Source organism: Paenibacillus sp. 4624 (assembly GCF_050435065.1).
Lineage (GTDB): Bacteria > Bacillota > Bacilli > Paenibacillales > Paenibacillaceae > Paenibacillus > Paenibacillus amylolyticus_D.
Genome location: NZ_JBNDJR010000008.1, coordinates 120,212 through 132,800, shown reverse-complemented (window position 1 = coordinate 132,800; position 12,589 = coordinate 120,212). Strand labels below are relative to the sequence as shown.

Here is a 12,589-nt window from a genome sequence, read left to right as displayed (position 1 = left end):
AAACAGGACAAAGCAGTTTCATTCCGCTTCGTCCTGTTTCTCGTTTTCTCGTTTAACTATAAAAATGCCTTCACAGTGCCAAAATATTCACGAATCATATTAATCGGCTTTAAATACCCTGGTGAAGGAGCGGATATGCCGTATTCTGCAGCGTAGCCGTTTTTGGCCGCAATATATTTCGCTCTGAACATATGGTAGTCACTCGTGACAATCATAATTTTGGGATGTTCCAGCCCGGAAGCCAGAATGATTTTTTTAGAAAAAGCCAAATTTTCCTGCGTACTTGTCGAGCGATCTTCCATGATGATCTGAGCGGGGGCAATACCCTGATCCACCAAATAATTTTTCATCGCCAGCGCCTCAGGAATGGATTCACCTGGCCCCTGTCCACCAGATACAATGACTGGCGTCAGTGGGTGACTGCGAATATAATCCAGACTGGCATCCAACCTTTGTTTCAAGGTTAGTGACAATTCGGTTCCCTTGATGCCCGACCCAAGTATGATGACATAGTCCGCTCGCTCCTCCTCCTTCGAACCAAGCTGGGTAAATACCAGGGCTTCAATAATGATAAAGGAAACGGCACCAATACCGAAAACGATCAACAACACACGTTTCAGCCAGATGTGTTTCTCATAATCAATCCGTCTTAATATGATAAAGGTAGCCGCGAGGAGAGTAAAAAATTTCACGGCAAAGTTCCAGCCCCAAAAGATCAGAAAGAAAACCAAACACGCTAGCAGGATCAGATCCAAAATATATCCTTTATCCCGTAAAAATTTCTGTATCAGTACAGCAACACTCCTTCCCATACATAGACATCCACACTTGTTATATTATGCCCTTACAATCGTGAGCTTGGGCCAGTGCTGTTGCCAATTCTTTTTGCACACACGCTCGTTATAGTAGGCCGCATCCAGAAACGCCGGGCTTTTGCGCACAACTAATGCATACAGATCCTCCAGCCCGTAAGGGGCACATATCTTCATTTGATCGCCCTCATGTAATTGTACACCGATGGCAGTTACTTGCTCAGGCCAAACGCGCAATGCATCTTCAGTCGAGTGATACGGCATGTCTCCGTTGCGCAGGTGCATCCTGGCCTGATTTTTAACCGACCATTTCGTGTTACCTGTTGCAGTACATAGCTCCTGCTCAAGTTCGTAATCCCGTTCCTCTCGAAGATCGGCAGCATCAAAATAGACAACATCAATATCGCTATGCAGCTCCCGTCTGGTAAATCCATGAAGATCATCCCATATGTAATTGCGAATATAACCCGCACCGATGTAACAATCAGGCAACTCTAGCGAACGCACAAGCCGCAGATCCTGCATGATCTGCTCATGTTCTCGTAGGGCTCTAACAAGCTGTTCTTCGTATTGCACAGCAACTCCTCCTTGGCCTATTCAAAACCGATATCTTCGTTCCCTTTAAAGTGTAAAAAACAGTTCAACTTATATAGGTCGTTGGGTTCTGAGTAATAAAAAGAGACTACTATCTTTCAATATAACATGTTTCGAACCCTGGAATAAAATAAACAACTCCCCTCAAGTCGTCATTTTCAAGTACATTCGAAATAAATGCACCCCTGAAAATCACGGTTCCTGAGCGGAGTTGTGATGTCATGTGATCGATATTCCTTGGTGAAGATATTTAATACTTACTATCCAAATATTTGATGCTTGCTATCCAGCTATTTAATCGGTATCCAAATTTGAGGCGAGTGTCCCGTCCCTCGATAGACCTCAAGTTCGGGTAGCCAAGCATGTTCGTATGCATTTGAAGGGAACCATTCACCTACAATCCGTTTCCACAGCTTTTGCATTCCCTGAGGCATCGGTTCCTCCACCTCAAACACAACCCATTTGCTGGCCGGGAACGTTAACATTGATAATCCTTCTGGCTGCTCCCCATCATACGTTGTTGCAATCCAGTACTCCATCTGTTTGTCCTCTAACTCTCCCTGATCCACACACACGCCTAGCAAACCTGGAATAACCCCATTATTCAATGCAGCTATCCGATCCTCTGTACCGCTGCTGTAGGCTTCCTCCCACATGTTACCGATCCCCTGCAAATGTTGCCCATCCACATATGAAAATCGTTGACTGATACCTGTAATGGAAAATGGCTCTTTCTCGACAATATGATGCTTCATTGGCTCCGCTCCTTGTAAACTGACTTGAATAACGAGGCGATTATACGACTGAACTGAAGCACCTGACTTTCGAGTTTCACTTGGCGTTACACCATGTTGTCTTCGGAATGCTTTCGAAAATGATTCAGGTGTATCATATCCATACTTCATTGCCAAATCCATGATTTTACGTTCTCCTTGCAACAGTTCATGTGCCGCCAAGGTTAATCTTCTGCGCCGGATGTACTCCGCCACGGTAACGTCGGTCATCAAACCAAAGATACGTTGAAAATGAAATGCCGACATATGCGCGTGCGCTGCAATCTGTTCCACAGTCATCGGATCTAACAAATGTTCTTCTATATATTGTATTGACTTCTGGATCGCTTCAATCCATTTCATGTGCTAATCACTCCTTGCTCATCATGATACACGAAGAAGGGTATAGAAGCCTGTCATTTTGTGCTTTCTTATGACCGATGTCTTTTTGCCGATTGTCTGTTGTCCAATCTCCGTTTCACGCGCTCCAACTCTAGCTTCCGAATTCTACCCTATCCCCACATACCAATCAGCAAGATGCCGCCAAATATAACGATGGAACAGAGAATACGTTTCATGCCCTGCTGTTCTTTTAATAACCATATCCCCAGAAAAGCCGCGAATACCGTTCCCACTTCCCGAAGCGGGCCCAATCTGGCCATCGGAGCCTGTTCCAGTGCAAATAGAAAGAGCAGATATGATCCCGGATTCAGCAAAGCTCCAAGCAAAATCGTCGAACGATTGACCTTCCACTCCCGACGCAAACCGCCTGAAGCAAGTAGCGCTGGCGTTAATCCAGCCACAAAACCAATATTCGTAACCTCAAGCAACGCCACGGGCGAAATATGCTGCAAATTTAATTTGTCCACAAATACATAACTCGTCGTACATAATCCCACACACAAGGCCATCCAAACCGGTTTCGCCCCCTTCACTCCAGAGCCTGCTTGTCCCTTCCTGCTCCCCACACCGCTAAGAACGACGAAACCAACAATCATACAGGCAATGCCTATCCATCCGAATCCCGACAACCTTTCTCCAAGAAAAGCAACCCCGATCAACGGCACCAGCAACGTGCTTGTACCCCGCATAATCGGATAGATCTGAGACAGGTCGCCAAGCTCATACGTCTGAGACAACAGCCAGGAATATAACGCCTGCAGTGCCATCGACACGATCAACAGTGCATAAGCTGACACGGGTAACGAATCACGAGACAATTCTACCACCAGCACAGGCAGCAGCAATACGGTGGGAATCATCATAATCGACCATAGAAAAACACTTTTGTTCAAACTTCGTTTCGTAAACATACTCCAGACGGCATGTGCCATTCCTGAAGCAAGCACCAGAATTAACGGTAAAATCATCCTGTATACGTTCCTCTCTGTTTTCCTTGCTTATGCTTTCTGTTTCTTTGCCACACTCTAGCACACTCTAGAATACCTTACGTCACAATCTCCGGTTGGTGCTCCGGCTGTTCCCTCACCACCGATCCATCTTCCAGACGAAGCCAGGTATCAAACTCCCGTTCACCTTCACACATCTGAATGACACGTCCTCCGCGCAACATCCCTTCCCTTCCATAGGTACTGTGGCCACTCGAACGCCCGTAACAAAGACGTATCCCTTGGTACTGGCCGTGAAAATCATTCACATGATCGTGTCCGCAGAACGTCCCCATTACATCCCCCATCTCCAGCAGCGCAGCAAACAACCCCGAATTGATTTGTGCACAGCAGACAGGTTCATATTTGTTGCCATAGCAAATTTGACTGTCCCACATCAGTTGATATTCCGGAATCGGGATATGGAAAAACGCCAAGGCTGGCAGCTTATCCCCGCGACTGCGGCCGGGATTAACGCGTGTGGATTCGTCCATCAGCCACCGGAGCTGACTCTGCTGAATCCAGCCATAACCGGGGATCGATTCCACGGTCGAATAACTCCCGGAATCGAGCAGATACAACACCGCTGCCGGAAGTCCATTCGCTCCGGCAATTTCCAGCGTGTAATTGCCCAACCCTGCAATATCACGCGGCCCCGCTTCCGTCACACTATGCGCATGCTTCTGAACAACGTGCATAAGCTCTGCTGGAGTAATTCGTTGCTCGGCATCATGATTGCCAAACACAAAAGCCCATGGAATCCCACACATCTCCACTGCCGAGACAGCATCACGAAAAGCCTGCTCCGGATGCTCACACGCTTGATTTCCCGAATCGACAGGCCCGGTGTAGATCACATCTCCTGTGAAAATAACCAGATCCGGCTGTTCCAGTTCGATGATAGATTGCATCATCCGCCGGCTTCGCAGATCTTCAGGCCGCCCGTCTTTCCAGTGTAAATCGGTAAATTGTACGATGGTAAAGGTTCCATTTTCGCGAAAAGCAAGCGGTCGTTTCACTGTGTTGTCCTCCCGAATACCACATGAATACGCGTTGAAAGCGAGCAATACGCATCATTTCATTCATGCAGTTTGGTCTATTGGTTATATGTATTGCTGATTAGTGCTTGGAATAACTATTGAAACATCGTCCGAATCTGTCTGCACCAGTAAAACCCGTCATAGCTCGGCAAGTTGAGTTCACTTCTATTTTAGATGTGGTTTGTTGTGGTTTTTAGTTGTTTCATATGATGATATCGCCACATCTATCGTCTGTCAACACTTCCTTGATATCTAAATATTCATATTTACCAAATGAAATTGACAAGTGGTTTTCACCAACTTAAACTATTAAAAACAACAACAATCCACACAAAGACCAAACTTCTATATATAGAACATACGGAGGCGGAATTGGAATGTCATTAACATATGAAGAGCGTAAACATACGATCCTTGCCCAGCTTGCCACACAGGGCAAAGTTCAGGTACAAACGTTGGCTCAGCTATTTCAGGTGTCCACAGAAACCATAAGGCGGGATCTGGATCGGCTGGAGAAGGAAGGTGAGTTGCGTAAAGTGTACGGGGGCGCTGTACGTGTCCGCTCAGGTATGATTGAAGCGCCCTTCCAAAAGCGCTCACAGCTGCAAGTTCAAGAAAAGCAGGCTATTGCTGCCGCGGCAGCTTCCTTGATTGAAGACGGCGAAACCATCATGCTGGACAACGGCACAACGACACTCGAAATTATGCGTCAATTGAAGCATCGCTCCCACGTAACGGTGATTACGAATTCGGTCCCGATCCTGACTGTTGCCCTCGAATCTTTTGCAGGTAAAATCATTTTTGCCGGAGGTGAGATCCACACTGCTGTTCAAGCCGCCACTGGGCCTGGAGCACATGAGATACTTGACCAGTTCAAAGTGAATAAAGCGTTCATTTCGGCTGGAGGTGTTTCCTTCACCGATGGAATTACGGATTATGTACTGGAGGAAGCCCTGATCTCGCGTAAAATGATGGAACGAGCCGAGGAAGCCATCCTGGTGGCGGATCATACCAAGTTTGGACGCTCCACGTTTGCCAGAATTGCACCTACCGAGCACATATCCATGGTGATTACGGACTCTAGCTGCCCTGCCGAATGGATTGAAAACTTTGGGCGGCTGGAGATTGAAACGGTCGTTTCGGATTGACATGGATATGCATGTTCTATATTTTGGATATAATGCTCATTCTATTTTTACTAAAAAATGGGTGAAAGGAGTGGCCTAGCGATGATGAGCAGCAAAAAGGAAATGCTTCTGAACGTGTCCGAGCACCTGTTCTATCTGCATGGCTTTCATGCCATTGGCTTAAAACGGATCATTACCGATGCTGACGTGGCCATCATGACGTTATACAATCACTTTGCGTCCAAGGAAGACCTGATTGTCGAGGTGCTTCTGCGCCGCGAACAGCGCTATCTGGAGCAACTGCGTTTGTATGCAGATAACAAGGCACAGTCCGTCTTCCTCAATCTGGCTGAGGGTCATGCCAAGTGGCTGATGGAGCATGAAGCCAGGGGATGTCTTTTTTTACGAGCGAAGGAAGAATTCGGGGCTGATCCAAACCATATTATTGTACAAACCGTTAATGGGCACAAAAAACACCTCATAACCCTGATAAAAAAAAGTGATCCCGAAGCAAATGATCGGAGCATCATGCAATTTATGCTGTTGTTAGAGGGTTCGACGGCTCTGGCGGAAACGCAAAATGTAAAAGAGGTCTGCCGGGAACTGATTCACATGACTCAAAATAGTTTCAAATCATAACACAAAGGGTGAGTTCATATTTCAACTCACTTTTTTATTTTCACAAGAAATATAATGATCGTTCTATCTAAAAAAGGCGGTGAAATTGAATGAAAAAGATAGTCCTTCCTGGCGTTGCCCTGATCGCAGTATGTTATGCTTTTGGGCGTTTCAGTTACGGACTGTTTATGCCAGAAATCTCCGAGGCTTTACAATTATCCGAATCGGCATCCGGGACCATTAACTCGGCAACCTATATTGCTTATTGTCTTGCCCTTCTGACTGCGCCGCTTATCATTAATCACAAAGGGCACCATTATGTCATTCAACTTGCTGGAATCAGCGCTATTCTTGGCTTGATAGGCATCGGACTGGCACACGATACTTGGCTACTTGCGGCCGGTGTTTTTCTTGCCGGACTCAGCACAGGATGGGCGTCTCCAGCCCTCGGGAATGCAGTAAGTGCAGAACTCGCACCAAACCTGCACGCCAGAGGGAACAGCTGGATCAATACAGGCACCAGCTTTGGCATTATCGTCTCCGGTCCACTCTACTTGCTATTCACCGATTACTGGCGTTTAAGTTATATTCTGTTCGCCCTCATCGGAATAACCGTATTGCTATGGAACCGACATGCGATTCCCGCTTCCAAAGCACTCCCTTGTACGAAGTCCATCTGGTCTTGCATGAGACCCACCAGACCAGGATCGGCTTTGCTTATGGCTTGTATGTTAACAGGCGCAAGCTCTGCGATCTATTGGACTTTCGCCCGAAACTTTCTAACGGACGAGAAAGGGGCCTCCGATTCGGAAGCCGTCTTGTTCTGGATTGTTATGGGCGTGACAGGCATACTTGGCGGAAGTGCAGGTCGGATCATAGAACGGATTGAGTTAGGTTGGTCCTATCGTATAGGCATTCTGTTGTTATCGATCTCGCTTGGCGTTATTGTCCTGCCTTCGATGACATCAAGTATGGTTTCAGCCGTCCTGTTCGGCAGCACGTACATTTTTCTCACAAGTGTTTTCATTGTATGGGCAACGAGACTGTTCCAACCAAATGTCTCCATCGGCATTAGTCTTGCATTTCTCGCCCTGGGCGTGGGCCAATTCTTAGGATCATTTATGGCGGGATATACTATCGAGGTATTTTCCAGCACGACAGCTTTTATGGCGTTTGCTATACTCGGTTTGCTGGGACTATTCCTTCGCGTGAAACCGGCCTGAGCCGTCTCCAAAGCTGTCGGAAGACAGCGCATCATTATACTTGCAACATATTTCCGTAGAAGCATGGTTGCAGACTTACACCGTTTAATGTAACTTTGGTTCCTGTTCCGAGCGGAGATTAGGCTACAATAGGCTTAAATCTCTTCGGAACTGGCCGCACCAAAATAACGAGCTAGCTTCCATCGCTCTCCACCTTTGACTAATTCAAAGGGAAGCTACGCCCTGCCCTGACCAACCGCAAATGAGGATTCGCAATGAGTAGATCTACCGATATGCCCTTATGACCTCATTGTCCCAGACCTGAACCTCAATATATCGTTCGGGACCCTGTTTGCCGGTCCGATTCCAATCCTGTGGCAAACCATAGGTCTGAATCAGTTCATCTATTTCGTCTTTGGTATAAACCTGCTTGCGATAAGATTTATCGTCTTCATAACGCATCGTTGGGAAGAGATCACCGTAGGTGAAGCTTACAACTTCTGCGGGTAATTCCTCCCATGGAACGATGATGTGATCCGGCTCCTGATACCATGATTCTAGCCAGGGACATACACCGAGCGTTAGATAATGGGGATAGTCTTGTGCCGGCTTTCCTCCCTTAGCTATGAATTTCTCATATGCCATATGCTCAAGGCGTCTCCTTATTGTTATGTAGTCGGATGACCGCTTAGCGGCAAAAACTCGGCCTTCCTGCCGAATCTGTTGTGAAACTGCTTCAGCCTCTCTCTGAGACAGGCTTGAGAGATTACGGAACGGGCCTACATTTTTCTCAAAATAATGGTATCCATTAAGTTTTTTTATGCAACTCATCTCCTTACAAAACATTGAATTGATTCTACTCAACATCATATCTTATGTTGAGATTTTTAGTCGTGTTCATCTTTATTAATTAGGAATTTTTAGCCAAAAATGATAAAATGGAACTACCGTATACGTAAGAATATTTCCCCACCCTGTTAGTCCAATCATTTGATTTGTACAAAAGAAGGAGGTCATCCAATGTTTGATGTAAGCGTAAAACAAATAGATGATCAACTGCTCATACGCTGGCAGTTTTCCAGGATTGAAATCCCCATTTCACAAATCACATCTGTAACTTTAGATAACACCTATGGAGGAAGTGAGCCTTCAGCTGTCCGGATCGGTTATGCACGTTCAACCGAGAGGATTCTAATCCGTACCACGAATCAATCATACATTTTGTTTACGAGCAGCGAAAACATGTTTCCTGCAATTCAAGCAATGGTTTCTCCCTCAGCAACCTCATCTATCTAATAGAACATAGCTAAGAGCCACCGATCAGATTAAAAAATCTAGTCGGTGGCTCTTTTCCATTTAATCTTATTTACGTATCCGTACGTACCTCGTCCCATGCTTGATCGAGATAACAGATAAGCCAGTTAAGGGCACGATGCCGCTCATAAGCTACACCGGGATTTAAACCTGCAGGCGGCAATTCCTCTTTAATTCTACTGTTTACACAGACCCAGTTGTACCGATAGATCAAGTCGGCCTCGTCCAAAATTTCACCTTTGCTGCGAATAGTGGCATCCGATAAAAACGCCGCAAAGCTGTCCTTTTGCTGTAAATAACCAACATCCTTACTTACGTTGCACAGCTCTGTAGGTGGATTCAATTCCTCCGCGTACCCTAGCGCCCACAGCATGACGTGGTATGCCTCATATCCCCAAGAGAAACGAATGACCTCTTGCTGCTGTGCTCCCTGCTGATCCAGAAAAGACTTTTCATCCGGAGAAAAGAAGGCGGACGCATCATACTTGTCGATGACTTCCTGCACAAGCGCTGCGGTGTCATCGTCACTTTCACCTGCTCCAAGGCACTCACCTTTTAGGGCGGCTATACAGAGAGCTACAGCACGCTTCGCAACCTCTTCCTTCGTTCGAATCGTCGTGTCCTGCTCACCTGCTCTTGCTGGCAGATTGGCATTATACGGAACCCCTTGTGCCGCTAATCGCTGTTCGGAACGTGCCTTGCGCTCCACAGCATCCGCTGAGGGCGGACGAGTGTCATCCAGATAACTGGTGTGTGCAGTTACCGTGTAATCCTCTACTTCGGATTCTCCGTTTACATCCAGAAGCAGCTGACCCTGAGCATTCAGCAGGGAGCCACCTCCCCAGAAAATGACGGCATCCAGTGCTTCAGCCAGTTGTAATAACTCGTTAAAGAACTCTTCCGAGATATCTTCCTCTGTCTCGATGCCAATCACCATGTTCAGGGTGGAGCATTTAATCAGTACCTTTTCCTGAAGCGCAGCATTACGCCCTTCGATCTGACTCAGAAAACCAAGCATACCTTGAATCATCGTGCCGAACTCCTCGGGATGCGTCTGGCTGGTCATGATGTTGAAGCCCTTTGTTTTCTTGCTAAACCATTTCTTCTGAATCACCTGTATGTGGGTATGGTCTTCTCTCCGCTGGATGGCGGCACCAGGATAGATGGATCGAATAATTTCATATAACTGATCCAGGTCAAACTGGGAGCTATATATCGCGCAGTTTCTCATGATGGTGTTTGGCCTCCTTCTTACTTCTGAAATTTTAATCTTTAAAAATGATGGGGTATCCCCGGACTGACCCTTGATTAATCCTTGTAGGGATCAAACTCATTTCCACCAGCCATCGCTACGCCTACCGGGCGTAGGACATGATTGATTTTCAGCGTATTCGCATGTGCATGTAACACGTCTTGCAATTTTTTGTAGACAAATGGGCTCTCATCCGTGCCAGCTCCACGGAGCTCCACACCATAAGCACGAATCGCGGCTTGCATCTGCTCTTCACTAATTTCGCCGCCCATACGCGTGCGAAGTTTGTAATTCATCTTACCTGCCGCCTGTGTACGACTCATGATTCGTCCTGCCCCGTGAACCGTACTGCGGAAGGACTCGGTATTCTCCTCACTATGGATGCCTTCTACAATGACCGAAATATCCCCCATACTTCCGCCAACAAAGCCAAGCTGTCCCGGTGCCAGCGGTGTGGCTCCTTTACGAACAACGACGACTTCCTCGCCCCTATGCTGCTCTTTCCACGCAAAGTTATGATGATTATGTACGGCATATTCAGCACTCGCTCCAAGGATACCCAGCACCTGCTCTATCACGTAATCCCGCCCAGCATAGGCATAACGACCCGCCAGTGTCATACCTGCCCAATACATATCACCCATTTCACTGTTCAGGTCAAACAGGGTTGGCGGCTGATCCATTGATTCACCCGGTGCTTTGCCACTGAACTCTCGTCCAGCCGCCAGATTAAGGAATCCACTCGCCACCTTATGCCCAAAACCACGGCTGCCAAAATGATTGGCAATCCATACCTTGCCCGTTTGCTCTTCCACAAAAATATCGACAAAATGATTGCCGCTGCCAACGGTTCCGAGTTGATTCCGCGCCAATGTCTTCAACTTTTGTTGCAATCCGCCTTCAATGGCATCAAAGAGGTTCCAGTTCGGATCGTCAAACAGTTCATGTTCCACTGGAGCTTTATTGTTCCGGCCTACGCCGAATGAGATTGTTGCATTGATATCATCCATAATGACCGCAATCCGGTCACGTATATCATTCCATATCAGGTTGGTGCGCACAGCTTTGTTGCCGCAGGCAATATCGTACCCCACTCCTGAGGGACTGATCGTGTTGCGATAAGCAACCACTCCGCCAATCGGCTGCGAATATCCCTTGTGATGATCGGCCATTAAGGCCACACCCAGCACGTCTCCATATTTCGAACAAGTCACTGCTTGACTGACGGCATTCTCCAGCGGCTCCCCCCAGACTTTGATGTTATCCACGATACGCATATTCCGTAACCTCCTATGTATTCTTTTTTCCTAAGTTTAACAAAGATCCACCCCGCTCGAAACGCTACAATTGTATAGGTATCGGGATATGCCATATTGCTGTACAGTGCTTTCACTCTTCCGTTCGCTCACATAGAAAAAGAGAGCGTCCGCTAAGGGCTCACTCCCTCTTTACCGTGTCATCGAAAACATACTGCCGTTTATAAATGTTTTCGGTAGCCTTGAACCTTCTCGTCTTTAAAGCCCAGTTTCTCATAAAATCGATGGGCTTCCTTGCGTTGATCCCCAGACACCAGAATGATGTACGCACATCCTAGATCTTTGGCAATATGTTCGATCTTAAGCATGAGCTTCTGTCCAACGCCCTGCCTGCGAATCCGTTCGGAGACAATGACATTTTCAACGACCATAAATGGCTCGCAAGAACCCATCAGATCCATGCATTCAACCCCCATAACCGATCCAACAAGTTTATCCTGATCATAGGCTCCAAGCACATAGTAGTGACCCTGTTTCTTCATTTGTTGAAACGTCTTTTGCATTTGCTGTGCATTCATCTGCTGTTCATTGAGAGGTGTGCCCATCAATTCATGATACAGCTGGTTTAACGCAGTTAAATCCTGCGGTTCAATTTGTTTAATCGTAATCATCGTAACGCCTCTTCTCCTTCTGACCTGATGAGATCTTTCTTGAAATAGTAATGTTGGTGTCCTGTAGGTGCATTCTCGATCATCGTCATCAGCTCGTACCCGTGTTTTTGGTAAAATTCGGGGGCCTGGTAGGAGAACGTATTCAGCATAATGAAATCACACCCCTTCTCCCGGGCCAAACGCTCTATCTCCTGTAGCAGTTTCGTTCCATACCCTTTGTGTCTCTCTTTGGCATCAACCCACAAAATATCTAGCTCGACCCAGTTCCAGCATAATGTGCTCAGTACCCCTGCTACAATCTGACCTGCCTCGTTTCGAATATGAAAATGGAGTTCCTCGTATCTGTTCCTCAAAGCCTCACTCACATGTGCCGCATTGTAGGCGACTAATTGTTGACGGACATATTCGGAATCTGATTTGGTACTTGGTGTAATGTTGGTATGTGGCATACCTGCACTCCCTTCTCGGTTCTACATCAATCAAAATTTGCAATCTACTATCTATGTACCGTATATTATCGCTGAACCCTGCCTCACTCATCT

Annotated in this window: 14 protein-coding genes; 4 read left to right on the top strand and 10 right to left on the bottom strand. The window is 46.7% G+C overall.

Annotated features, from left to right (window positions below; translation table 11 throughout):
- Positions 1-56: 56 nt before the first annotated feature.
- The 5 genes from ABIE27_RS18955 to ABIE27_RS18935 form a co-directional block, all read right to left on the bottom strand.
- The gene (locus tag ABIE27_RS18955) at positions 57-812 is read right to left on the bottom strand and encodes a YdcF family protein (protein WP_205127935.1); all 756 of its coding nucleotides are present in this window, start codon (positions 810-812) and stop codon (positions 57-59) included.
- Between the two features lie 24 nt (positions 813-836).
- Positions 837-1,388, bottom strand: coding sequence for a nucleotidyltransferase family protein (locus ABIE27_RS18950; RefSeq protein ID WP_240036928.1), 552 nt, complete (start codon positions 1,386-1,388; stop codon positions 837-839).
- A 308-nt stretch (positions 1,389-1,696) separates the two neighbouring features.
- A complete protein-coding gene (locus ABIE27_RS18945) occupies positions 1,697-2,542 on the bottom strand; it encodes an AraC family transcriptional regulator (RefSeq protein ID WP_123065127.1) in 846 nt (281 codons plus the stop codon).
- A 149-nt stretch (positions 2,543-2,691) separates the two neighbouring features.
- Complete coding sequence (locus ABIE27_RS18940) at positions 2,692-3,549, bottom strand: EamA family transporter (protein WP_429351239.1); 858 nt, start codon at positions 3,547-3,549, stop codon at positions 2,692-2,694.
- 77 nt (positions 3,550-3,626) lie between these two features.
- Positions 3,627-4,586: a metallophosphoesterase family protein gene (locus ABIE27_RS18935; RefSeq protein WP_123065129.1), complete on the bottom strand. Its 960-nt coding sequence runs from the start codon at positions 4,584-4,586 to the stop codon at positions 3,627-3,629.
- A 398-nt stretch (positions 4,587-4,984) separates the two neighbouring features.
- Here ABIE27_RS18935 and ABIE27_RS18930 point away from each other — a divergent pair, with 398 nt between their 5' ends.
- From ABIE27_RS18930 to ABIE27_RS18920, 3 genes are all read left to right on the top strand, one after another.
- Positions 4,985-5,755, top strand: coding sequence for a DeoR/GlpR family DNA-binding transcription regulator (locus tag ABIE27_RS18930; protein WP_123065130.1), 771 nt, complete (start codon positions 4,985-4,987; stop codon positions 5,753-5,755).
- Positions 5,756-5,836: 81 nt separating this feature from the next.
- A complete protein-coding gene (locus ABIE27_RS18925) occupies positions 5,837-6,373 on the top strand; it encodes a TetR/AcrR family transcriptional regulator (protein WP_240036930.1) in 537 nt (178 codons plus the stop codon).
- 89 nt (positions 6,374-6,462) lie between these two features.
- A complete protein-coding gene (locus ABIE27_RS18920) occupies positions 6,463-7,575 on the top strand; it encodes an MFS transporter (RefSeq protein WP_123065131.1) in 1,113 nt (370 codons plus the stop codon).
- Between the two features lie 264 nt (positions 7,576-7,839).
- Here the strand turns inward: ABIE27_RS18920 and ABIE27_RS18915 are convergent, their stop codons facing one another.
- The gene (locus ABIE27_RS18915) at positions 7,840-8,199 is read right to left on the bottom strand and encodes a hypothetical protein (protein WP_240036932.1); all 360 of its coding nucleotides are present in this window, start codon (positions 8,197-8,199) and stop codon (positions 7,840-7,842) included.
- 375 nt (positions 8,200-8,574) lie between these two features.
- Between ABIE27_RS18915 and ABIE27_RS18910 the strand changes: the two genes are divergently transcribed.
- Positions 8,575-8,850, top strand: coding sequence for a hypothetical protein (locus ABIE27_RS18910; RefSeq protein WP_123065133.1), 276 nt, complete (start codon positions 8,575-8,577; stop codon positions 8,848-8,850).
- A gap of 70 nt (positions 8,851-8,920) precedes the next feature.
- On the opposite strand, the gene ABIE27_RS18905 is transcribed toward ABIE27_RS18910, so the two are convergent.
- From ABIE27_RS18905 to ABIE27_RS18890, 4 genes are all read right to left on the bottom strand, one after another.
- The gene (locus tag ABIE27_RS18905) at positions 8,921-10,099 is read right to left on the bottom strand and encodes a DUF4272 domain-containing protein (RefSeq protein ID WP_429351238.1); all 1,179 of its coding nucleotides are present in this window, start codon (positions 10,097-10,099) and stop codon (positions 8,921-8,923) included.
- 77 nt (positions 10,100-10,176) lie between these two features.
- A complete protein-coding gene (locus tag ABIE27_RS18900; protein WP_123065135.1) occupies positions 10,177-11,397 on the bottom strand; it encodes an RtcB family protein in 1,221 nt (406 codons plus the stop codon).
- A 200-nt stretch (positions 11,398-11,597) separates the two neighbouring features.
- Entirely contained in the window at positions 11,598-12,047 is a 450-nt protein-coding gene (locus tag ABIE27_RS18895; protein ID WP_123065136.1) for a GNAT family N-acetyltransferase, read from the bottom strand.
- Positions 12,044-12,496 carry a GNAT family N-acetyltransferase gene (locus tag ABIE27_RS18890; protein ID WP_123065137.1) on the bottom strand — a complete coding sequence of 151 codons (453 nt, stop codon included), beginning with the start codon at positions 12,494-12,496 and terminating at the stop codon, positions 12,044-12,046. Before ABIE27_RS18890 ends, ABIE27_RS18895 begins: the two co-directional genes overlap by 4 nt.
- Positions 12,497-12,589: the final 93 nt, after the last annotated feature.